At 48.0% G+C, this 22,558-nt stretch carries 21 protein-coding genes; 1 reads left to right on the top strand and 20 read right to left on the bottom strand.

Going from position 1 to position 22,558, the window contains the following annotated elements:
- Positions 1 to 142 precede the first annotated feature (142 nt).
- Positions 143 to 907, top strand: a complete 765-nt coding sequence (locus BW952_RS08545) for a polyphosphate kinase 2 family protein (RefSeq protein ID WP_045849961.1) — start codon at positions 143 to 145, stop codon at positions 905 to 907.
- 39 nt (positions 908 to 946) lie between these two features.
- On the opposite strand, the gene BW952_RS08540 is transcribed toward BW952_RS08545, so the two are convergent.
- The 20 genes from BW952_RS08540 to ymfI all read right to left on the bottom strand — a co-directional run bounded on the left by BW952_RS08540 (position 947) and on the right by ymfI (position 22,557).
- Positions 947 to 1,147 (bottom strand): hypothetical protein, encoded by a 201-nt coding sequence (locus BW952_RS08540; RefSeq protein WP_045849962.1) that lies wholly within the window; start codon positions 1,145 to 1,147, stop codon positions 947 to 949.
- A 271-nt stretch (positions 1,148 to 1,418) separates the two neighbouring features.
- Entirely contained in the window at positions 1,419 to 1,991 is a 573-nt protein-coding gene (locus tag BW952_RS08535) for a glycerol-3-phosphate responsive antiterminator (protein WP_139325428.1), read from the bottom strand.
- 12 nt (positions 1,992 to 2,003) lie between these two features.
- Positions 2,004 to 3,818, bottom strand: a complete 1,815-nt coding sequence (mutL, locus tag BW952_RS08530; protein WP_045849963.1) for a DNA mismatch repair endonuclease MutL — start codon at positions 3,816 to 3,818, stop codon at positions 2,004 to 2,006.
- Positions 3,819 to 3,828: 10 nt separating this feature from the next.
- Positions 3,829 to 6,396 (bottom strand): DNA mismatch repair protein MutS, encoded by a 2,568-nt coding sequence (mutS, locus tag BW952_RS08525; RefSeq protein ID WP_045849964.1) that lies wholly within the window; start codon positions 6,394 to 6,396, stop codon positions 3,829 to 3,831.
- Between the two features lie 85 nt (positions 6,397 to 6,481).
- Positions 6,482 to 6,982, bottom strand: coding sequence for an outer spore coat protein CotE (gene cotE / locus BW952_RS08520; RefSeq protein ID WP_045849965.1), 501 nt, complete (start codon positions 6,980 to 6,982; stop codon positions 6,482 to 6,484).
- Between the two features lie 168 nt (positions 6,983 to 7,150).
- Complete coding sequence (locus BW952_RS08515) at positions 7,151 to 7,588, bottom strand: YlbF/YmcA family competence regulator (RefSeq protein ID WP_045849966.1); 438 nt, start codon at positions 7,586 to 7,588, stop codon at positions 7,151 to 7,153.
- Between the two features lie 2 nt (positions 7,589 to 7,590).
- The gene (gene miaB, locus BW952_RS08510; RefSeq protein ID WP_045849967.1) at positions 7,591 to 9,126 is read right to left on the bottom strand and encodes a tRNA (N6-isopentenyl adenosine(37)-C2)-methylthiotransferase MiaB; all 1,536 of its coding nucleotides are present in this window, start codon (positions 9,124 to 9,126) and stop codon (positions 7,591 to 7,593) included.
- A 125-nt stretch (positions 9,127 to 9,251) separates the two neighbouring features.
- Positions 9,252 to 10,127, bottom strand: a complete 876-nt coding sequence (locus BW952_RS08505) for a 2-oxoacid:ferredoxin oxidoreductase subunit beta (RefSeq protein ID WP_045849968.1) — start codon at positions 10,125 to 10,127, stop codon at positions 9,252 to 9,254.
- Between the two features lie 2 nt (positions 10,128 to 10,129).
- Entirely contained in the window at positions 10,130 to 11,872 is a 1,743-nt protein-coding gene (locus tag BW952_RS08500; protein WP_045849969.1) for a 2-oxoacid:acceptor oxidoreductase subunit alpha, read from the bottom strand.
- Positions 11,873 to 12,100: 228 nt separating this feature from the next.
- Positions 12,101 to 12,361 carry a stage V sporulation protein S gene (locus BW952_RS08495; RefSeq protein WP_045849970.1) on the bottom strand — a complete coding sequence of 87 codons (261 nt, stop codon included), beginning with the start codon at positions 12,359 to 12,361 and terminating at the stop codon, positions 12,101 to 12,103.
- Between the two features lie 67 nt (positions 12,362 to 12,428).
- Complete coding sequence (locus tag BW952_RS08490) at positions 12,429 to 13,229, bottom strand: TIGR00282 family metallophosphoesterase (RefSeq protein ID WP_045849971.1); 801 nt, start codon at positions 13,227 to 13,229, stop codon at positions 12,429 to 12,431.
- A gap of 63 nt (positions 13,230 to 13,292) precedes the next feature.
- On the bottom strand, positions 13,293 to 14,852 hold the full coding sequence (rny, locus tag BW952_RS08485; RefSeq protein ID WP_045849972.1) for a ribonuclease Y: 1,560 nt from the start codon (positions 14,850 to 14,852) through the stop codon (positions 13,293 to 13,295).
- A gap of 241 nt (positions 14,853 to 15,093) precedes the next feature.
- Positions 15,094 to 16,143 (bottom strand): recombinase RecA, encoded by a 1,050-nt coding sequence (recA, locus tag BW952_RS08480; protein ID WP_045849973.1) that lies wholly within the window; start codon positions 16,141 to 16,143, stop codon positions 15,094 to 15,096.
- Positions 16,144 to 16,427: 284 nt separating this feature from the next.
- On the bottom strand, positions 16,428 to 17,720 hold the full coding sequence (locus BW952_RS08475) for an O-acetylhomoserine aminocarboxypropyltransferase/cysteine synthase family protein (RefSeq protein WP_175607569.1): 1,293 nt from the start codon (positions 17,718 to 17,720) through the stop codon (positions 16,428 to 16,430).
- Between the two features lie 79 nt (positions 17,721 to 17,799).
- Entirely contained in the window at positions 17,800 to 19,035 is a 1,236-nt protein-coding gene (locus BW952_RS08470) for a competence/damage-inducible protein A (RefSeq protein WP_045849975.1), read from the bottom strand.
- Positions 19,036 to 19,099: 64 nt separating this feature from the next.
- A complete protein-coding gene (gene pgsA, locus BW952_RS08465; RefSeq protein ID WP_045849976.1) occupies positions 19,100 to 19,678 on the bottom strand; it encodes a CDP-diacylglycerol--glycerol-3-phosphate 3-phosphatidyltransferase in 579 nt (192 codons plus the stop codon).
- Between the two features lie 24 nt (positions 19,679 to 19,702).
- Positions 19,703 to 20,587: a helix-turn-helix domain-containing protein gene (locus BW952_RS08460; RefSeq protein WP_045849977.1), complete on the bottom strand. Its 885-nt coding sequence runs from the start codon at positions 20,585 to 20,587 to the stop codon at positions 19,703 to 19,705.
- 18 nt (positions 20,588 to 20,605) lie between these two features.
- The gene (locus BW952_RS08455; RefSeq protein ID WP_045849978.1) at positions 20,606 to 21,397 is read right to left on the bottom strand and encodes a DUF3388 domain-containing protein; all 792 of its coding nucleotides are present in this window, start codon (positions 21,395 to 21,397) and stop codon (positions 20,606 to 20,608) included.
- A gap of 136 nt (positions 21,398 to 21,533) precedes the next feature.
- The gene (locus BW952_RS08450; protein ID WP_045849979.1) at positions 21,534 to 21,779 is read right to left on the bottom strand and encodes a DUF3243 domain-containing protein; all 246 of its coding nucleotides are present in this window, start codon (positions 21,777 to 21,779) and stop codon (positions 21,534 to 21,536) included.
- A gap of 58 nt (positions 21,780 to 21,837) precedes the next feature.
- Positions 21,838 to 22,557, bottom strand: a complete 720-nt coding sequence (gene ymfI / locus BW952_RS08445; protein WP_045849980.1) for an elongation factor P 5-aminopentanone reductase — start codon at positions 22,555 to 22,557, stop codon at positions 21,838 to 21,840.
- Position 22,558: the final 1 nt, after the last annotated feature.

Genomic DNA, 22,558 nt, shown 5'->3' with positions numbered 1-22,558 from the left:
AATGTGAGTCTCTGATTCTCGGCCACAAATTTTATGAACTTGTGTCTTATCATACCTTTACGTGGAAGCGGTGTCAATCATTTTATTAAAAATGTTGAAATGCGCGTTAGATGGGGTAAGATGGAAGAAAGGGGGCATTTCGATGGATGTAAGGCTTGAGAAATTAAAGCAGGATAAAGAAATAACGGATAAAAAAGTGTACAGGGCGGAGCTTGAAAAATACCAGCGCCGCCTGCTGGCTCTCCAGCAAATGCTGTTTCAAGAGAAAATCGGCCTGATTGTTGTATTTGAAGGGATGGATGCAGCCGGAAAAGGCGGAGCCATTAAACGAATGAATGAGCAGCTTGACCCGCGCGGCGTGCTCGTTCACCCGATTTCCGCGCCCGCACCGCATGAGCTGCGCTATCATTACATGCAGCGATTTTGGCGAAAGCTGCCGCAGCATGGCCAGATTGCTATTTTTGACCGCTCCTGGTATGGACGTGTACTCGTGGAAAGAATTGAAGGGTATGCTTCCGAGCCTGAATGGAAACGGGCGTACGATGAAATAAACGCCTTTGAAAAATCATTGACGGACGAACGCTACATCATGGTGAAATTCTGGGTCCAAATCTCAAAAGACGAACAGCTGAAGCGGTTTGAAGAACGGCAGCTTGATCCGGTAAAGCGCTGGAAAATCACCGATGAGGACTGGCGCAACCGGAAGAAATGGGCGATGTATGTAGAAGCGGCGGAGGAAATGCTTTTGAAAACAGATGATCCGCACGCCCCGTGGCACGTGATTGAAGGAAACGATAAAAAATACGCCCGCGTTGATATTTTGAAAAAAGCCGTTGCTCATATCGAAACGATCCTTGGCCAGATGGGGCAGCCGCTCCCTGAATATGAATTGTTTGGCGCAAAATAACGATTTATATTATGAGCAAAAAAAAAAAAGCCCTGAGGCTTAGGCGATTTCTTTTTGTTTCGGGGAGCGCTTGAGTATCGCTTCTGCCTGTTCTAAAGACAGCCCCTGTTCTTTTTGAAGCCACTGGCAAAGGTCGAGCTGGAGGACATCAAACTGATTCAGTTCACCCGGTCGGCTTTGTTCGCTTAAGTCGAGCAAATATTCCTTGTGCAGCTGAAGATCACTTTTTTTCGTGTTCATGATCAATCCCTCCCTTTGTTATTATTTTACTCGTTTTTGGGAGCCATTAATCCTCATTCACAAAGTTTGAGAAAATTTTCACAAAGAGTCGTCACCATTTTGCCACACTCCTTTTTCACACGAAGGATGTGTGGCCCGCTTTCGTGTTTATCGCCGGTATCGTTTATGTATCGCTGATATAAAGTGATCTATCGCCGGTATTACAGCGATATCGGCGATAGACGAGTAGATACCGGCGTTGTTTTTCATTTATCAGCGTTGGCGCTTTAGATTATGTGGCAGCGCTGTTGTCCGAAAACATCTTCCACAGCTCCACATTAGATGTCGTGACCGCTGATGCGCCCGCTTTTAAGGCGGCTTCTACTTCTTCCTTTTCATCAATCAGTCCGCCGGCAAACACAGGCTTGCCCGTTTCGCGGCGGATCAACTCAATAATTTTCGGTGCAACGCCGGGCAGCACTTCAATAAAATCCGGATCGGCTTTTTGCGCAAGCTTCACGCTTCGGTTTAATGCGTTCGAATCCAGAATAAACGCCCGCTGTGTGGCAACCAGCCCTTTTTGCTTTGCTTTCACGAGCGCGCTTCCTTTTGTTGAAATGATCCCGTACGGCTTTGCGTAGCGGTTGATAAACTCGACTCCATGCTCATCACTCGCCAATCCGCTGATCAAATCAAGATGAACAAACATCTTCTTGTCATGCTGGCGGGCAAGATCGAGCACACTTTTTACCATGCCGATATTCAAATCCAGGAAAACGCCGTATTCATACTTCATTGTCAGCATTTTTTCAAAATCCTTCATCGAGCGAATGGCCGGCAAAATGGCCTGTCCGTTCAATAACATGATGCCACCTCTTCACATAATTCGTTTAAACATCTTTTCGATATCGTAGTTGGACAAATGAATCGTAATCGGACGGCCGTGCGGGCACGTAAAAGGGTCGCTGCTTTCTCGGAGATCGCGAAGCAGCTGGTCAATTTCGTCGTTCCGCAAATGACGATTGGCTTTGATTGACCCTTTACAGCTCATTAAAATAGCCGCTTCCTCACGAATTTTCTTTACGTCCGGCTTTTTCATCGCCAGCACCTCTTCAATCATTTCTTCGATTACATCGCGCTCTTCATTTTTCGGAAACCAAACGGGATGTGACCGGACCACGTACGATTTGTCGCCAAAGGGCTCTAAAAACACGCCCACTTCTTCAAGCGACGCTTTATTCTCTTCAATTTTCATCCATTCATCTGCGGAAAAATCAAACGTCATCGGAATGAGCAGCTCCTGAAGCTCAGGCTCTGTCTGACCAACTCTTTCCTTAAAATATTCATATTTCAGCCGCTCCTGCGCCGCATGCTGATCGATCATGTACAGCCCGTTTTCATTTTGAGCAAAAATGTACGTGCCATGCATTTGGCCAATCGGATAAAGCATCGGCATGCGCTCTTCGGGGGCAGCGGCTTCTTCCCGCTCCACTCGTTCTGGAGGCGTCTCGACCACCGGTGCTTCAAAGGCAGCAGCCGGCGCTTCCTTTACCGGCTCATTGTAATAGTCCGGCTTATACAGCTTTTCCATCTCTTGCTTGGGCGGAAGTGCTTCCGGCTTCGGGCGCGGCGCTTCAAACTGAAAAGCCCGCTGCTCAGTAAAATCTTTTCGTTTCTTCAACACCGGCAAGGCGTCCGGGATGAGCGTTTCTTTTCTGAGCGCCGCTTTGACCGTTTCACTAATGAGCGCACACAGCTCCTGCTCCTTGCTGAAACGCACCTCAAGCTTGGCTGGATGCACGTTTACGTCAACGAGCAGCGGGTCCATATCGATGTTCAGCAGCACGATGGGATAGCGGCCGATCGGCAAAAACGTATGGTAGCCTTCGATAATCGCATTGGATATTTTGAAATTTTTTATAAACCGGCCATTCACCATCATAGACATATAATTGCGGGAAGCGCGTGTCACTTCAGGAAGCGACACAAATCCTGAAACCGTAAAGTCCAGTGATTGAGCGTGAATCGGAATCATTTGCTTGGCGATGGAAAGCCCGTAAATAGCCGCAAGAACCTGTCTTGCGTCCCCGTTTCCATTCGTTTTCAACAGCTCGCGGCCGTTATGCCGCAGCCGGAACGAAACATCCGGACGGCTGAGCGCCATCCGGTTCACCGCATCGGTAATGTTACCAAGCTCGGTATGAACACTCTTCATATACTTCAGCCGTGCCGGTGTATTGAAAAAGAGATTCGTCACCGTAATGTCTGTTCCTTTTCGTGCGGGCCCGGGCTGCTGCGACTGGACAGCGCCGCCCGACAGAACAATTTCAATGCCGGCTCCATCGCCGGTCGATGTGGACATTGTCACATCTGAAACGGACGCGATGCTCGGCAGTGCTTCGCCGCGAAAGCCGAGCGTCCGGATCCGAAACAAATCATTTTCATCCTTGATTTTACTCGTCGCGTGGCGGTAAAAAGCCCGCTGTACGTCATCCGCTTCAATGCCAGAACCGTTATCCGTGATGCGGATTAAACCGAGTCCCGCTTCTTCCACGTCAATTTCCACGACGGTACTGCCGGCATCAATCGCATTTTCTGTCAGCTCTTTCACAACAGAAGCTGGACGCTCCACCACTTCGCCGGCTGCAATTTTATTCGAAAGTGCTTCATCCAGCTGCCGAATGATCCCCATATCCGTCACCTCATTTTTTCGCTTCTTTTTGCAGGGCGTATAATGTATTCATTGCTTCCATTGGTGTCATTTCCATAATGTCATAGTTCAACAGCTTGGACAGAATCGAGGACTGGTCTTTTTTGGCTGGCTTCACGGCCGGCTTTTCCTCGAAAAAGGACAGCTGCCCTTCACTGATCACGTCCGCTTGAACAGGAGCTGTTTTTAGTTCCTTGCTTTCAAACGATTGCAGAATTTCGTCCGCTCTTTTAATGACAGAATCGGGGAGGCCTGCCAGCTGGGCAACATGAATGCCATAGCTTTTATCCGCCGCTCCGTCTTTTACTTTATGCAAAAATACGACCTTTCCTTCTTGCTCTGCTGCCGTTACGTGAACATTTTGCATATGCGGGAGTGTTTCATCCAGTACGGTCAGTTCATGGTAATGCGTTGAAAACAGCGTCTTCGCGCCAATTTGTGTATGAATGTATTCAATCATCGCCTGTGCGAGCGCCATACCGTCATATGTCGAGGTGCCCCGTCCGATTTCGTCGAATAAAATAAGCGACCGGTCCGTCGCACTGACGATGGCATGCTTGGCCTCGAGCATTTCCACCATAAAGGTGCTCTGACCGGAGACGAGGTCATCTGCTGCACCAATCCGTGTGAAAATCTGGTCAAAAACAGGGAGCACGGCTTTATCGGCTGGAACGTAGCAGCCGATTTGCGCTAAAATAGCGATTAATGCCGTCTGGCGCATGTATGTGCTTTTCCCCGACATGTTCGGTCCGGTAATTAACAGCACATTCCGGCCTTCTTCCATTTGGCAGTCGTTCGGCACAAAGCCCTGTGCATCCATTACTTTCTCGACAACCGGGTGCCGGCCGCCTTCAATATGCATGATTCCGTTCGCTGAAAAAGAAGGCCGGACAAACCGGCGCGCTTCACTGACAGCTGCAAAGCATTGCAGGACATCAATTTCACTCACCATTCGCGCCAGTCGCTGCAGGCGCGGGATAAACGCTTTGACCTGTTCACGAAGCTGTGAAAACAACCCGTACTCCAGCTCCATCATTTGATCGTTCGCTTCTAAAATAAGCGTTTCTTTTTCTTTTAATTCCGGCGTGACAAACCGCTCACAATTGGCCAGCGTTTGCTTGCGCTCATATCGTCCTTCTTCAAGCAAGGCGAGGTTGGCTTTCGTCACTTCAATGTAATAGCCAAAAATGCGATTGTAGCCGATTTTCAGTGATTTAATGCCTGTTTTATCGCGCTCCTGCTTTTCAAGCTCCGCAATCCACTGCTTGCCGTTTCGTGCAGCATCACGGTACTCGTCCAGCTGGGCGTGGAAGCCGTCTCGAATCATGCCGCCTTCCTTCACGCCAATTGGCGGATCTTCAATCAGCGCCTGGTCGAGCTGATCAAAAAGCTCCGTACATGGATCAAGCGAATCGGCGAGCTTCGTTAGCTCGGCTTCGTTCATTTGCTTTAATCCGCCAGCCAGCAGCGGAATTTGGCCGAGCGACTTTTTCAGCTGCACAAGATCCCGGGCATTTACATTGCCAAAAGCCACTCTTCCGGCAAGACGCTCTAAATCATACACTTCCTTCAGCTGCTCCCGCAGTTCCTCCCGCTCAAAGTAAGACGCAAGAAGCTTTTCAACAATGCCAAGCCGCCGGTTAATGTCCTGTTCATTGAGAAGCGGGCGGTCAATCCATTGCTTCAGAAGCCGGCCGCCCATCGCGGTTTTTGTTTCATCGAGCAGCCATAAAAGCGAGCCTTTTTTTCCTTTCGAGCGGATCGTTTCCGTCAGCTCCAAATTTCGTTTTGAAAAATAATCAATGTTCATGTAATCGCGTATTTCATAAGGCTCGGCTGCCTGCAAATGATCGAGGCTCCGCTTTTGCGTCCGGTGCAGATAATGATAAAGACGGGCCGTTGCCTGAATCGTCAAATCTTCAGTTAAAGCGGACAGGAGGGAACGAAACGGTGCTGCATCGCTCATCTCTTCTACAGAAATGACCGCCCCGAGTCTTGCCTGGATCGGTTTGATTTCAGCCTCGCTCCACTGTCCGTTTGTCACAACTTCCTTCACTCCATACGCCGCCAGCTCATGGACTGCGGCGTCTACGGACGTAAACAGGGCGGTTTTGCATTCCCCGGTCGTCACATCAGCTACCGCAATGGAGAGCTCCTGGCCTGTCCGTTCGATGCAGGCCAGATAATGGTTTTCTTTCTCTTGAATGCCGGCCCCTTCCATCATCGTCCCGGGCGTAATAACCTGAACAACCTCCCGCTTAATGACTCCCTTTGCCTGCTTCGGGTCTTCCCGCTGTTCGCAAATGGCGACTTTATGGCCCGCCGCAATTAGTCGTTCAATGTAGCCCTTCGCCGAATGATACGGAACGCCGCACATCGGAATTCGGTCAGAGCTGCCGCCGTCACGGGACGTTAAGGTGATTTCTAAAATCTGGCTGGCTCTCAGCGCATCCTGAAAAAACATTTCATAAAAATCGCCTAGACGAAAAAATAAAAAGGCATCTTCATAGTCTGCCTTTACACGTAAATATTGCTGGATCATCGGTGTATATTGTGACATGTCGCATTCCTCTCTGTGTTTCTTCTTTTGTTAGTATAGCACACAGAAAAAAAGCGGGAAAACAGTTCGTTTCCCGCCGCCTGATTTAATGGCGGTGATGCTCTTCAGCTGTTTCCCGCTCGCAATCCCACTCATCTTCATAATCATGAAAGGAAACGCAAATTTTCGTTTCGCCCGTTACTTCTACGGTTAATTCACGCTCGGCTTGAACGTTTATTTTTGTTCCGCAATCCGAAATGACCGCTTCCTGGCAATTTGGCTGCTGCAGCACCTTCACCCAGACGTCATCATCGCCTTCACAGTTGTCATCCCGGTACGTCAGCTTAATTTCGTCCTTATAGTCTACTTTTTCCGTGACAACAGCTGTTTTCGTATGATTCTGATACGAATACCAGACGTTAATTTCATATGTGCCGTACACCTCGACCTTTTTACCGGCTTTTTTGGCTTTGTATTCATGGTTGATAATCCAGCAGCCTAAAATGCCCGATGGCTTGTTTGGCGGCACTACCGTATGGTGGGTCTGTGTGTACTTCCGGCCCTTGGCAACGACAGACTTGGTGATGATCTCGCGAAATTGGCTCACTCTGTTGTCCCTCCTCTGATGTGGTCTTTGTATTCTATGCAGAGAAGCTGAGCCGGGTGCCCATTTATTTATGCATGAGCCCATTATCCTTTCCGTACAACGTTTTTCAGCACTTCCGCTGCAGCGCATAAAAAAATCCTCCCCGTTAAAAGGGAGGATCAAAGCGGATTAAGAGCAGCTTCCCGGTGTGCTGTTTTGCACCTGGGCGCCGGTTTCGCCGCGAAGCAGGTCGCCGCCGGTTTCGTTAATAATATTATCGGTTACTTTGTTCGAGATCGCCGTTGCGACCATTTGCAGAATTTCATTCACATCGGTCTGCGACTGTTTAAATTGCTGCACGATTGGCATTTCATCGAGCTCCTGCTCAATTTTCGCAATTTTTTCTTCGGTCATCTTTAACGCTTCTACTTTTTTATAATGCTGAAAATTCACCGCTTGCTTTTGCAGGCTTTTCAGGCCGGCCATTTTTTCGCGCAGCTTTTGATTTTCGTGAATTTTTGCTTCTGCCTGCTTGAAAAATTCCACTTCTTCGGTTGCCGAAATCATGTTGGCAATTTCAGTTGCTTTCGCAATAATTTCTTCTTTTGTGTACACTGTTTTTTCCATTATTAGTTCACCCCGGCCATATTTTCGATTTCGACTGCTTCTCCATCCATCGACCATGATTTCGTTTCGGTAATTTTCACCGGAATGATTTTTCCGATCGCGGATTTTGGCGCCTTCACATTGACAAGCTTGCTTTTTGACGTGTATCCGGCGAGAATGTCCGGATTTTTCTTGCTTTCTCCTTCAATTAAAACGTCGACAATTTGACCTTTATATCGCTTCATTGATTCGCCGGACAGTTCGTTGACGAGTGCGTTTAAGCGCTGGAGACGCTCTTTTTTCACCCGCATTGGCACGTTGTCCTGCATTTTCGCAGCCGGAGTGCCTTCACGCGGTGAATACACGTATGTGTAGGCCATTTCAAAGCCGACTTCACGGTACAAGGACATCGTTTCTTCAAACTGCTCTTCCGTTTCATTCGGATAGCCGACGATAATATCCGTTGTCAGAGCAACATCCGGCATTGCCGTTTTAATTTTGCGGACAAGCTCTAAAAATTGCTCACGCGTATATTTGCGGGCCATGATTTTTAAAATATCGGTCGAGCCGCTTTGTACAGGCAAATGAATGTGATCCATCAAGTTGCCGCCTTTAGAAAGCACCTCGATTAAATGATCGTCAAAGTCGCGTGGATGGCTTGTTGTAAAGCGGACACGCGGCATGCCGATCTGGCGGATTTCTTCCATTAAATCACCTAGGCGGTAGCTGATATCATCAAAATCCTTGCCGTATGCATTGACGTTTTGACCGAGAAGCATGACTTCCTGGTAGCCCTGTGCCGCAAGCTGCCGCACTTCCTGAATGATTTCTTCCGGTCGGCGGCTCCGCTCTTTTCCGCGTGTATACGGGACGATGCAATATGTACAGAATTTGTCGCAGCCATACATAATGTTCACCCATGCTTTTACGTTGCCCAGGCGCTTTTTCGGAAGGTTCTCAATGACATCGCCTTCTTTTGACCATACTTCAATGACCATTTCCTTGGACAAATACGCTTCATTTAAAATTTCCGGCAGGCGGTGAATATTATGCGTGCCGAAAATCATGTCCACATTCTGATACGATTTCAAAATTTTATTCACGACAGACTCTTCTTGAGACATGCAGCCGCAAACACCCAGCAGCAAATTCGGGTTTTCACGCTTTAAATGTTTTAAAAAGCCGATTTCACCAAATACTTTGTTTTCCGCGTTTTCACGGATCGCACACGTGTTTAACAAAATGACGTCGGCTTCTTCTGGTGTTTCCACGGCATTGTAGCCGAGCGCCATAAAAATACCGGCCATGACTTCGGTGTCATGCGCGTTCATCTGACAGCCGTACGTGCGAATGTAAAAGTTTTTGCCATTGCCCATTCCTTGAAAACGGTCGTCAATTTTAAAATCATGATGATAGGCGACTTCTTCTTTCCCGCGCTTTTTGGCGTCTTTTAAAGAAGGAGGCGTATACACCGATTCAAAGTACTGGCTGTAGTCCTTGGCGGATTTTTTGTCCGATGGATGAGCCTGTTCACTGTCTTTCCGCTGTTCTTCGTTCATGATGAATCCCCTTTCCGATCTTTCAAACTATCGTGCACATTTCTTAAGTATATACTGACGCGTGATTCGACTCAAGCGCATGACCTAAAAAGACGCAGAGAAGCCGCTTCTCTGCGTCATAAAGATTACATAAATTCCTTCACCAGCTGATCGAATGCTTCCGCTCCAAGATCCAGATCCGCTTCTGAAAGCGGCGTTTCAGAATAGCCTTCCACAAGCTGCTGGTAGGATGGACGTTCTGTATCCTGATAGATGATGCCTGTCACAAGATCATCGTGCTGCATGAGTGTGTTCATCGCTGCCTGGCGGTCGCTTGAATCATAGCCTTCAATCGTCGCAAGCTTCGTCAAGTTTTCTTTAAACCAGTCATACGTGTTCACTTTATTATAGGTCACACATGGGCTGAACACATTGATGAGTGAAAAGCCTTTGTGCTGAATGCCCGCTTCGATGATCGCTGTTAAATCTTTTAAATCCGTTGAAAAGCTTTGCGCGACAAACGTGGCACCTGTTGTCACCGCAAGCTGCATCGGTGAAAGAGTTTGTTCAATCGAGCCGAGCGGGGTTGATTTCGTTTTGAATCCGGCTGCTGAGCGCGGTGACGTTTGCCCTTTCGTTAAGCCGTAAATCTGATTGTCCATGACGATGTATGTCACGTCAATGTTACGGCGCATCGCATGAATCGTGTGGCCCATGCCGATCGCGAACCCATCGCCGTCACCGCCCGAGGCGATAACCGTTAAATCTTTATTCGCCATTTTGACACCTTGCGCTATCGGCAGTGCGCGGCCATGAATGCCATGAAGACCATATGAATTAATATAGCCGGAAATCCGTCCGGAACAGCCGATGCCGGAAATAACCGCCAGCTTTTCAGGAGAAAGGCCGACGTTTGCCGCGGCACGCTGAATGGCCGCCTGTACGGAGAAATCTCCACAGCCAGGGCACCAGTTAGGCTTGACGTTATTTCGGAAATCTTTAAACGTTGTGGCGGTTGCCATCGTTACATCAGCTCCTTGCTGCTCTCAACAATATGGTGCGGCAAAAACGGATTGCCGTCATATTTTAAGATGCTTTTAATTTTTTGCGGATAGCCTGCGTTCATTTTAATAATGCTTGCCAGCTGGCCGGTTGCATTGTTTTCCACTACGGCAACTTGTTTCGCCGATTCAATAAGCGGAAGAATTTCCTCGGTCGGGAACGGATGCACGAGACGGACACGCGCATGGTTCACCTTCATGCCGTCTGCTTCCAGCCGGACCATCGCTTCTTCAATCGCACCGCCTGTGGAATTAAAGCCAATTAAAAGAAGATCGGCTTCGTCATGCTGGGCGTTTGTATAAATAGGGTTTGGAAACACCTTTGTCAGCTCGTCCAGCTTGCGCATGCGCTTGTCCATTTGCGCTTTCCGGTTTGCTGGTGATTCAGACGGCTTTCCTGTTTCATCGTGCTCGACGCCTGTTACGTGGTGAATTCCGCCGCTCACACCCGGGATGGAACGAGGAGATACACCGTCCTCTGTCACTTCATAACGCTTAAAGTACGATTTATCTTCACGCGGCTCGATGCCTTCTGTGACGAGCTTGCCACGGCGGATGTTTACTTTGCTGTAGTCAAGCGGCTCGACCGTATGCTTGCCGAGCGACAGCTGCAAATCGGACAATAAAATAACCGGAAGCTGGTATTCTTCTGCAATGTTAAAGGCTTCAATGGTATCGTAAAAGCCTTCCTCTGCTGTTCCCGGTGCAATGACCACCTTCGGAATTTCGCCATGCGTTCCGTAAATCATTGCCATTAAATCCGACTGCTCCTGCTTTGTCGGAAGGCCTGTAGAAGGACCGCCGCGCTGTGTGTCAATGACAACAAGCGGTGTTTCCGTCATTCCGGACAAGCCAATTGCCTCCATCATCAAGGAAAGACCGGGTCCTGCCGAAGCAGTAAACGAGCGGATGCCGGCATAATTCGCCCCAATCGCCATCGTTGCCGCTGCGATTTCGTCCTCTGTTTGAATAACGGTCCCGTCGACTTTCGGCAGTTTTTTAATCAAGTATTCCATAATTTCAGAAGCGGGTGTAATCGGATAAGCCGCCATTAAGCGGACACCTGCTGTCAGTGCGCCGAGTGCGATGGCGTCGTTGCCAATCATGAACATCCGCTTTTGGCCATCCGCTGGCGGAAGCTGAAGCGCACTCGTATCAGTATCAAGCTGCTCTTTCATGTAGTCATAGCCGTGTTGAATGGCTTCCATATTCTTTTGAACGACTGTTTCGCCTTTGCGTCCGAAAATTTCTTCCACCACACCAAGGAAAACCGATACATCCAAATTAATGATCGCACATGAGGCTCCGACCGCTACCATGTTTTTCATCAAGGATGTGCCCAGTTCTGTCGCCATTTCCGTGAAGGGAACTGCATAAAAAGCGGCATCCGTGTCTTCCGGCTTGACCGGCTTGAACTTCGTATCCGCAATGATAATGCCGTTCGCGTGAAGCTCCTGGTAGTTGACGTCAATCGTTTCCTGGTCAAACGCCACCAATATATCAAGATCGTCCGCAACAGCACTGACTTTTTTCGTGCTGACGCGAATTTTGTTGTTCGTATGACCGCCTTTAATCCGGGATGAAAAGTGGCGATAACCATATAAATAGTACCCGAGACGGTTCAAGGCCATTGAGAAGATTTCGCCGGTGCTCTCAATTCCTTCTCCTTGCTGTCCGCCCACTTTCCAAGAAAGCTGCTCTGCCATTGTTCAAAACACTCCTTTAAATATGACCGCATCATTATTCTGCTTTTCCTAGTGTATCATTTTTACTGACAAATCACTATATCCATGCTTTTTAGCAAACAAAAGTTTATGTATGATAAAACCGAACAAATTGATCGGATTAAAACAATGCTCCTAGTGTACTTCTTTTATCGGAAAAAGGCAAAAACATTTTCGAAAAAAAGCACTCCAGCCAATTGGCTGAAATGCTTAGCGGGACTGGATAATTAATTTCATCGCTGTGCGTGTTTCTCCTGCGATGATAATGCTTGTAAATGCCGGAATACAAATTAAATCAATGCCGCCGGGCGCCACAAACCCTCTGGCGATCGCGACAGCCTTCACCGCCTGATTCAGCGCCCCTGCCCCAACGGCTTGTATTTCGGCACTGCCTTTTTCCCTCATCGTTCCGGCAAGTGCACCGGCGACCGAATTCGGGTTCGATTTTGATGATACTTTTAATACATCCATTCCCTAATCCCCCTTTTGAAGCCTCCATTCGTCTTTCATATATATTCAAATGGACGGGGGCTATGAATCAATAATCGTGAAAAGGATGGTCTTCGTTAATCAAAATACGTTCAATGGATTTAGCATGCCCGGTTTTACGGTCTGTTTTGATGAGACATCCGGATAATTGCGTCCGGCCTTCTTTCGGCACTTCAAACCGTGCGGGCAGCTGGTTTTGGAACTTTTGAATAATCGCTTCTTTCTGCATGCCCAAAATCCCGTCATACGGCCCTGTCATGCCCGCATCTGTTAAATAAGCTGTACCGCCTGGCAATACCCGGTTATCTGCCGTTTGAACGTGTGTGTGCGTGCCGACGACGGCTGTCACACGGCCATCTAAAAACCAGCCCATCGCCTGCTTTTCACTCGTTGTTTCTGCATGAAAATCAACAAAGATAAAAGGAGTGCGGCGGGCGGCTTCTGTGACGAGCAGCTCCGCTTTTTGAAAAGGGCAGTCTAAATCGTTCATAAACACACGGCCCTGCAGGTTAATCACTGCAATTTCAAATTCACCCGATGGAACATAAGCAATGCCCTGTCCCGGCACCTGTGCAGGAAAGTTTGCCGGGCGAACGAGCCATTTTGTCCGGTCAATAAACTCGAAAATCTCTTTATTGTCCCAGGCGTGGTTGCCAAGCGTGACAACATTTGCTCCATCCTGCATGAATTTTTTGTAAATCTTCTCCGTAATGCCGCGGCCGCCTGCTGCGTTTTCGCCGTTAATAATCGTCAAATGCGGCCGGTATTTCTTTTTCAGCTTCGGCACATATTCACTGACCATGTCACGTCCTGGCGATCCGACCACGTCTCCAATAAATAATAAATCCATCGTTTTCCTTCTTTCTTTCGGCAAAAAAAGAAAAGCGGTGTGAATAGTACACACCGCTTTCACTTATTTCGCGTATTCAACTGCTCTCGTTTCACGAATAACGGTCACTTTAATATGACCCGGGTAATCGAGTTCTCCTTCAATGCGCTTGCGAATATCGCGCGCAAGACGATGAGCCTGCAAATCATCAATTTGTTCTGGCTTCACCATAATCCGCACTTCGCGTCCCGCTTGAATGGCAAATGATTTTTCAACACCATCATACGATTCTGAAATCTCTTCCAGCTTTTCAAGACGGCGAATGTAGTTTTCAAGCGTTTCACTTCGTGCACCTGGTCTCGCCGCTGACAATGCATCGGCTGCTGCCACAAGCACCGCAATCACAGACGTTGGTTCTGTGTCGCCATGATGGGACGCAATGCTGTTAATGACAACCGGATGCTCCTTGTATTTCTGGCCAAGCTCAACACCGATTTCCACGTGGCTGCCTTCCACTTCATGATCGACCGCTTTGCCGATGTCATGAAGAAGGCCGGCACGCCTCGCAAGTGTTTCGTCTTCCCCAAGCTCTGCCGCAAGCAGCCCTGATAAGTACGCCACTTCCACAGAATGCTTGAGTACATTTTGGCCGTAGCTTGTCCGGTACTTCAGACGGCCCAGAATTTTAATCAAATCCGGGTGAAGTCCGTGAACCCCTACGTCAAACGTTGTCTGCTCACCGATTTCGCGGATATGCTCATCCACTTCGCGGCGCGCTTTGTCGACCATTTCCTCAATGCGTGCCGGATGAATCCGGCCGTCCTGCACTAATTTCTCCAGTGCAATGCGGGCCGTTTCGCGGCGGATTGGGTCAAAGCCGGACAATATGACGGCTTCAGGTGTATCATCGATGATTAAGTCGATTCCTGTCAGCGTTTCAAGTGTACGGATGTTGCGCCCTTCACGCCCGATAATGCGCCCTTTCATTTCATCATTCGGCAAGGTTACGACCGATACCGTCGTTTCCGCTACATGATCGGCTGCACAGCGCTGAATCGCAAGAGACAACACTTCCCGTGCTTTTTTGTCTGATTCTTCTTTCGCACGATGCTCGTTCTCTTTTACCATGATGGCAATATCGTGGGATAATTCCTGTTCAGTCCGTTCTAAAATGATGGAGCGCGCTTCGTCACGTGTTAGAGCAGAAATTCGCTCAAGCTCGGACTGCTGCTTTTTCACCATCTCATCCACTTTGCTGTCCATCTCTTCAATATGTTGTTGTCTTGTGTTTAACCCTGCCTCTTTATGTTCGAGTGCATCTTCCCGTTTGTTAAGGGAATCATCCTTTCGATCAAGGTTTTCTTCTTTTTGAAGGAGGCGATTTTCCTGCTTTTGCAATTCATTTCTTCTTTCACGGAGGTCATGCTCTGTATCCGTGCGCAGTTTATGAATTTCATCTTTTGCCTCTAAAAGAGCTTCTTTCTTGGATGCTTCCGCTTCCCGCTTCGCATCTTCAACAATTTGATCCGCCGCACTGCGAGCGCCGGCGATTTTTGACTCGGCAATTGATTTTCTTACAAAATAGCCAACAACGACACCAATGATAAGGCCAAGCAAAGTGGAGATGATCATAATGGGTTCCATCATTTCACCTCCCCTTGCTATAAATAATTGTCATGTGTTTCACATGTTGGCTGCTGTCACATGTTGAATGGAACAAGCAGCGCTACATTCCCATTTTCAAGATAAAAAATGTCAAATATACAAATCTAATTTTATCGGTGTCAAAATTCATTGTCAAGGCTTTCTCCCCGAAACACCTTATTTCTCAAGGGTTCTCTGAAAAAAAGCAGGAGAGCGGGTTATCCGCCTCCTGCTTTTTCACTTATTCTTCATTAAAAAGCGTATCTGCTTCGTTGTCTTTTTCTGCTGGAGGCAATTCCTGGATGTTATCCAGACCATAGCGCTCACGGATTTTCATCATGATTTCATGACGAAGCTCCGGGTTCTCTTTTAAAAATTGCTTTGCGTTTTCGCGGCCCTGTCCAAGACGCTCTCCATTATACGAATACCACGCGCCGCTTTTTTCGACGATATCTTCATCGGAGCCAAGATCAATAATCTCACCTTCGCGTGAAATGCCTTCTCCGTACATAATGTCGACTTCCGCCACTTTAAATGGTGGTGCCACCTTGTTTTTCACGACTTTAATTTTCGTTTTGTTGCCGACAATATCATTGCCTTGCTTTAATGCTTCTGCACGTCTAACTTCCAAACGGACAGAGCTGTAAAATTTAAGGGCCCGGCCCCCAGGTGTTGTCTCGGGATTTCCGAACATAATTCCAACCTTCTCACGAATCTGGTTAATAAAGATCGCAATGGTATTGGATTTATTAATGGCACCGGAAAGCTTCCGCAGTGCCTGTGACATTAAACGGGCCTGCAAGCCGACGTGTGACGCACCCATTTCACCTTCAATTTCCGCCTTTGGCACAAGAGCCGCAACGGAGTCAATGACAATAATATCAACAGCACCGCTTCGTACAAGGGCTTCCGCAATTTCAAGCGCCTGCTCGCCTGTATCCGGCTGGGATAAAAGAAGCTCGTCAATGTTAACGCCAAGCTTCTGCGCGTAAACGGGATCAAGGGCATGCTCGGCATCAATAAAGGCAGCCTGTCCGCCTTTTGACTGCACTTCTGCAATCGCGTGAAGGGCCACTGTCGTTTTACCCGAACTTTCTGGACCGTAAATCTCAACGACCCGTCCGCGCGGATAACCGCCCACTCCAAGAGCTGAATCAAGTGCAAGCGAGCCGCTCGGTGTTGTGGAAACGCGACGTTCCGCTTGTTCTCCCAGCTTCATAACAGAGCCTTTACCGAACTGTTTTTCAATTTGTTTAAGGGCCATATCTAATGCAGCCTGACGATCATTCACTATATAATTCCTCCTTAAAATATCGATCTATGATAAGAACAATTGTTTTCTATCTGTTTTAACTATACCTCATAAAAGAAAAAATAACAAGCAAAAAACGAACATTTATTCGATATTTTTTCACCTGCCTTTAAAAGGATTATGAAAGATGAGAAGAAGCAAAAAAAGCGGAAAAACGAGGAAATCAGAAGTAAGAAATGGGCTGTGCAGTAGCTTGACTGCTTCCCTATTATAGCACGATTCCATACAAAAAAGCCCGCCGGAGCACCCGGCGGACTGCTTTATTATGAAGAAATGCCTGTTCCTGTTTCAATCGCTTTTTTCAAGTCTGCAATGAGGTCGTCACAAGCTTCTAATCCGACAGAGAGACGGATTAATTCTTCTGTCACCCCGGATTCTTTTAACCCTTCTTCGCTTAATTGCTGATGAGTGGTAGAAGCCGGATGAATGATGAGTGATTTTCCATCTCCGACATTGGCAACATGCGACCACAGTTCCACAGCGTCAATCGCTTTTTTCCCAGCGTCGCGGCCGCCTTTGATGCCAAACACAACAATCGAGCCGAATGTACCGTTTAAATACTTTTTAGCCAGTTCATGAGAAGGGTGGTCCGAAAGAGACGGATGCTTGACCCACTCGACGCCCGGATGCTCTTTTAAAAACGAGATCATTTTTTGCGTGTTTTCGTGGTGGCGCTGAATGCGCAGGTGCAGCGTCTCAAGCCCTTGCAGCAGGAGAAAGGCGCTGTTTGCACTGAGTGCCGGACCGAAGTCCCGCAGCAGCTGAACGCGCAGCTTAACGGCAAAAGCCGGTCCTTCAATATCCGCAAAGGTTAAGCCATTGTATGATTCATCCGGTGTAGTAAAACCGGGGAACTTATCGGACTTCCAGTTGAAGGTGCCGCTGTCCACGACAACTCCGCCAATGACGGTGCCATGGCCGCTGATCCATTTGGTCGCCGAATGAACAACAATATCGGCGCCCCACTTAATCGGCTGCGCTCCATAAGGAGAAGCAAACGTGTTGTCAACAATCAGCGGAATGCCGTTTTCGTGGGCAACCCTAGAAACAGCTTCCACATCCAGTACATTTAAGGAAGGATTCCCGATTATTTCTGCAAACACCGCTTTCGTTTTCGGTGTAATGGCTTTTCGAATATTTTCTGGATCAGTTGAATCAACAAATGTCACGTTAATGCCGTACTTCGGCAGTGTATTCGCAAATAAATTGTATGTACCACCATACAAATTGGCTGCTGCAACAATTTCATCTCCCGCATGCGCAACGTTCATAATCGCAAACGAAATCGCTGCCATTCCAGAAGACAAGGCAACGGCCGCGGCGCCGCCTTCTAATAATGCAATCCGTTTTTCAAACACGTCCACTGTCGGGTTGGTAATTCGCGTGTAAATATTGCCGGCTTCTTCAAGCGCAAACAAAGCACGTGCATGATCAGTATCACGAAATACATACGAAGTCGTTTCATAAATCGGCACAGCACGAGCCCCCGTTACCGGATCGGGCTGCTGGCCTCCATGCAATAAATTCGTTTCTGCCTGCCACTGTTCTTTTGTCACTTTCATCCCCCCTGATCAACATTTGTTCGCCGTAAGTATATCGGTTATTCCAAAAATCGTCAATCTATTATCTGAACATTCAATCAATCAGCTGGAGGAGATAATGACAGCCATATTTCACTGTACGCTTTCGAATTCCCGCACGGCTTCCGGCCAGCTTTAACGAATGGACAGCCGTTTCATTTCCTTCTGACGCAATGGCCAAAAAGACTGTTCCTGGCTCCTGTCCGTCAAGATCGTCCGGTCCGGCGACGCCTGTAAAGCTGATGCCTATTTGTGATCCGCACAGCTTCCGTACATTTTCGGCCAGTTCTCTCGCACATTCAGCGCTGACTGCCCCGTATGCATCAAGCGTTTCTTTTTTCACCTGGAGGACCTGCTCCTTAATAGCATTGGTGTAGCAGACGATGCCGCCCTTCACGACCTCACTTGTACCCGGAATAGCGGTTAGCTCCCCTAAAAACAAGCCGCCAGTCAAGCTTTCTGCCGCTGCAATCGTCATTTGCTTTTCCTTTAGCTTGTCCGCAAGCTCCGATGCAATGGTTGTTTCTTCATACCCGTAGAAAAAAGCACCGACCCGCTCCAGAATCTCGTCCTCTGCCTGCTGTATTAAACGAAAGGCTTCCTCGGTGGACTCATGCTTGGCCGTAATGCGAAGGATCACTTCTCCGTCACCGGCAAGCGGGGCGATCGTCGGGTTGGTCTGCTTCATTAAAATGTCATCGATTTCCGTTTCAAGAGCCGATTCACCGATGCCAAAAAACCGGAGAACGCGTGACTCAATGCGCTCAACCTTTTCCATCGTGTGTAAAATTTGAGGACGTCCGTAGGTTAAAAACATCGGCTGCATTTCACGAGGCGGCCCTGGAAGCAGCATGTAATACACATCGTCCGCTTTGACAAACATGCCAGGTGCCATGCCGTGGTCGTTAGCAAGAACCGTACTGTCTTTAATGACCAGTGCCTGCTTTTTATTGTTTTCTGTCATAACCCGTCCTGTTTTGGCAAAATAAGCTTCAATGCCTTCAAGCGCTTCTTCATTGTATTCAAGCGTTGTACCGATTAACCGGGCAATCGTTTCTTTCGTTAAATCATCCTTCGTCGGCCCTAAACCGCCGGAGAAAATAATCAGGTCTGCCCGCTTTTGTGCAAGCTTTACGGCTTCTTCCAGCCGGCCTTCATTGTCCCCAACGACCGTATGGTAATAAATGTTCACACCAATTTCCGCCAGATGCTGAGACAGAAAACGGGCGTTTGTATTGGTTATTTGTCCAAGCAGCAATTCCGACCCTACCGCAATAATTTCAGCATTCATATGTATACGCTCCCTTTTCTGTAGACGAAAGGCACCGTGGTTCTGAGCCCATGGTGCCTTCCTCTTATTTCGAATCTTTAAAAACGCCTTTATTTAATTTAAAGTAATCCCAGCCCGACCAAAGGGTGAAAAACAGCGCCACCCAGAGCATAAAGTCGCCAAATGGAATACCCATGCTTTCAAACGGTGCGTTGTGAAGCAGCAGAACCGCGATGGCAATAATCTGTGTCCACGTTTTAATTTTGCCAAGCATGTTGGCAGCCACTACTTCCCCGGTTTCCGCTAAAATGAGCCGAAGCCCGGTTACTGCAAACTCGCGGCAAATAATCGCAATCACGATCCAGGCGGGCGCCAGCCCAAGCTCGACCAATATAATGAGGGCCGCTGAGACAAGGAGCTTATCCGCCAGTGGATCAAGGAATTTGCCGAAGTTCGTGACAAGGTTATACTTTCTCGCAATGTAGCCGTCAATCCAGTCTGTTGTCGACGCGATAATGAAAAGAAGCGCTCCGACCAGGTGTTCAACCGGCATATGAGTGCCAAACACGCTGATCGTTCCCCAGCCAAAATCAACGGCCATAATTAAAATGAAAAATGGAATCATTAAAATACGTGAAATGGTAATTTTATTAGGTAAATTCAATGCAGTTCCCTCCAGAAATGACCGTTATTGTGCTTTTGGACGAATGATGATATCCTGCAGCACTTGATCATCCGCTGGCAGTTTATAAGCGAGTGTTTCGCCATTCACCGTGATGACGGTAGCCGGCGCAAAACCAACCTTGATTTTTGCTTCCTTCTGGCCAGTCATGTTGTGCGATTGTGTTTGGCCGTTTGCCAGCATGCCGCTAAAGTAGCTTTTGCCGCTTCCGTCCGTAATTTCAATCCATGTTTCGCCTTTAGAAGCGACGGAAACTTCAAACGTTTCAGCTCCGGAAAGCTCGTACACCGTCTGACGGCCGCTTGAAGAAACAGCTGTCAACGCTTGTGCAGGCGCTTCTGGCTCCGGCTCCGGCTCTGCAGCTGGTGCTTCTTCCTCTGCCGGCTCTTCTTCTGTTTCAGCTGGCGTTTCAGTTACAGGCTCTTCTTCTACTTGCACTTCCTCTTCTACTGCCGGCTCACTTTCAGAACCGCTTTTCGGAATCAGCACGTAGACAAGGACAAGTGCACCGATAATAAAAGCGGTGACGAGCAGCTTTGGCAAATAATCCAGCCATTTGGACGACTCACGCACCGGCTTTGAGGTGTCCACCCGCGTTTTTTGGTTTGCTGAAGCACTGGCTCCGGTCGGACGAAGCGGCACTTCGTCTTCTTTTGAGGAAGGCACTTCACTTTTGTATTCTTCAAACAATTCTTCTGCGTTCAAACCGACGGCTTCTGCATATTGCTTAATAAATGCGCGCACGTAAAATTTGCCCGGCATAATATCATAAGCGCCTTCTTCGATTCCTTCGAGATACCGCTTTTGAATTTTCGTGGACTCTTGCACGTCCGACAGCGACATACCTTTTGCTTCACGTGCTTCCTTCAATCTTCTCCCTAATTCTGTCACCCATAACACCTTCCAATATTAAAAATTAAACCCGCCGAACTCCGAGTCTTGAAACAGATTGTTTTTTTCAACGCCTTCGTACGTAATTTCTTCATCATGCTCATTGCGAAGCTCAATAATATAATCAAAATCATTAATGGAATAATGACTGTTTTCCACAAACACATCCGGGTGTTCAACGACTTTAACTGCCGGGAGCTGCATCACTTCCCGAATGAGCTGCCAGTGCTTTTCTCCGGCACGGTTCGTTGAAATCACTCCATCGAGGATGAAAATATTTTTCGGGCTGTATTCATCCCGCAGCAGCTGTTCACGGACCGTCTGTTTGATCATCGTGGAAGACATAAACAGCCACTTTTTGTTCGCACACACACTCGCCGCCACAATCGACTCTGTTTTCCCAACTCGCGGCATGCCACGGATGCCAATCAACCGGTGCCCATCCATTTTGTACAATTCTGCCATAAAATCAACGAGAAGTCCAAGCTCACTTCGCACAAAACGAAATGTTTTCCGGTCATCCTCGTCCCGTTCAATGTACCGGCCATGACGGACCGCCATTTTATCGCGAAGCTTCGGCTCACGCAGCTTTACCACATCAATCGTATCAATCGTCCTTAAGATCGATTCCAGCCGCTTAATCTGATCTTCTGTTTCCGCTCTCATCAAAAGACCCCTGCTTTTATCATCTACGCCGTTAATCGTCACAATGTTAATGGACAGCATGCCAAGCAGCGATGAAATATCTCCGAGCAGGCCGGGGCGGTTTTTTTTAATTTTATATTCAAGATAGTATTCTTTTTTCACCATCGTCTTCCCCCATTGTGCCATGTCCTCTTCAGGTCTTTGATCCTTTTACTATCATAAAGGATATTATGTATTTTTAAAAGCGGAAGTGAAAAGAAAACCCCCTCCGCATGGGAAAACGGAGAGGGCATGAGCCGCATTACTTATGAACAAGCTTCATCATGCATGATGCAAGTGCTTTTTGCTCAGTCTCGCTTGCCACAGACCATAAATCTGACAGCACACGCTCCTGCTCATTTTTCGGATCGACATTGGCATGAAGGTAATCGCCAATTTCAAAAGCGAGCTTATTAATGGCTTCATCCGGCATTCCCCGCTCAAGCGCATTATCCATTTTGTTTCCTAAAAATCGTTTCCAATCCTGCCAGTTATCAAGTACAGACATATCAGGCATCCTCCTTTTCGAATAAGAATCACCCTTAGTGTGTACGAGCGGCCGAATATTATGCATACCAGCCGCCATTAACCGACAACGTCTGCCCGGTAATATAGCCCGCTTCATCAAACGATAAAAAGGAAGCCACAGCGGCTATTTCACTCGGGTCGGCAAATCGGCCGAGTGGAATGTCCTCTGCAATAGCTCGCTGCTCCTCTTCTGTCAAATGACTGTTCATCGAGGTTTGAACGGCTCCAGGGGCTATGGCATTTACGCGGATGCCTGATGGGCCAAGTTCTTTTGCCAGTGCTTTTGAAAAAGCGATCTGGGCGCCCTTGACCGCCGAATAAACCGTTTCACAGGAAGCGCCTGTTTCTCCCCAGATCGAGGAAATAAAGGTAATGGAGGCTCCTTTTTTTGTTAACAGCGAAGGGACGAGCTCTCTCGTCAGCATCATCGGCGCTTTCACATGGACGTGCCAGAGCGTGTCCATTTCTTCGTCTGATACATCCTGAATCATGCTGAACTGACTCATGCCGGCTGCAAAAATGACGGCAGATGCAGAGACCGCCGCTTCTGCCGTCCGCATGACCTCATCTTTATTGGTTAAATCAGCCTGGATAAGCTTAGCACAACGGCCGTTTTGACGAATTCGATCGGCTATGTCCTCGACGCTTGCCTGGTTTTGGCTGTAATGAAGAACAAGGTCCCAGCCTGCTGAGGCCATTTTTAGCGCAATCTCCCGGCCAATGCCTCCGGAAGCCCCGGTGATGAATGCCGTTTTCATC

Source organism: Domibacillus enclensis (assembly GCF_900156125.1).
Lineage (GTDB): Bacteria > Bacillota > Bacilli > Bacillales > Domibacillaceae > Domibacillus > Domibacillus enclensis.
Note: the sequence above shows the minus strand (reverse complement) of the source record. Positions and strands in the feature narration are given on the sequence as shown.

Coding starts and splice junctions, on each gene's coding strand:
- mutS (WP_045849964.1), bottom strand. CDS start 6,396: ATGTCACAATATACACCGATGATCCAGCAATATTTACGTGTAAAGGCA.
- BW952_RS08545 (WP_045849961.1), top strand. CDS start 143: ATGGATGTAAGGCTTGAGAAATTAAAGCAGGATAAAGAAATAACGGAT.
- BW952_RS08505 (WP_045849968.1), bottom strand. CDS start 10,127: ATGGCAACCGCCACAACGTTTAAAGATTTCCGAAATAACGTCAAGCCT.
- BW952_RS08535 (WP_139325428.1), bottom strand. CDS start 1,991: ATGTTATTGAACGGACAGGCCATTTTGCCGGCCATTCGCTCGATGAAG.
- ymfI (WP_045849980.1), bottom strand. CDS start 22,557: ATGAAAACGGCATTCATCACCGGGGCTTCCGGAGGCATTGGCCGGGAG.
- BW952_RS08495 (WP_045849970.1), bottom strand. CDS start 12,361: ATGGATGTATTAAAAGTATCATCAAAATCGAACCCGAATTCGGTCGCC.
- BW952_RS08450 (WP_045849979.1), bottom strand. CDS start 21,779: ATGTCTGTACTTGATAACTGGCAGGATTGGAAACGATTTTTAGGAAAC.
- BW952_RS08515 (WP_045849966.1), bottom strand. CDS start 7,588: ATGGAAAAAACAGTGTACACAAAAGAAGAAATTATTGCGAAAGCAACT.
- miaB (WP_045849967.1), bottom strand. CDS start 9,126: ATGAACGAAGAACAGCGGAAAGACAGTGAACAGGCTCATCCATCGGAC.
- BW952_RS08540 (WP_045849962.1), bottom strand. CDS start 1,147: ATGAACACGAAAAAAAGTGATCTTCAGCTGCACAAGGAATATTTGCTC.
- mutL (WP_045849963.1), bottom strand. CDS start 3,818: ATGGGGATCATTCGGCAGCTGGATGAAGCACTTTCGAATAAAATTGCA.
- rny (WP_045849972.1), bottom strand. CDS start 14,852: ATGGAACCCATTATGATCATCTCCACTTTGCTTGGCCTTATCATTGGT.
- BW952_RS08500 (WP_045849969.1), bottom strand. CDS start 11,872: ATGGCAGAGCAGCTTTCTTGGAAAGTGGGCGGACAGCAAGGAGAAGGA.
- BW952_RS08470 (WP_045849975.1), bottom strand. CDS start 19,035: ATGAATGCTGAAATTATTGCGGTAGGGTCGGAATTGCTGCTTGGACAA.
- BW952_RS08490 (WP_045849971.1), bottom strand. CDS start 13,229: ATGGATTTATTATTTATTGGAGACGTGGTCGGATCGCCAGGACGTGAC.
- BW952_RS08455 (WP_045849978.1), bottom strand. CDS start 21,397: ATGGTGAAAAAAGAATACTATCTTGAATATAAAATTAAAAAAAACCGC.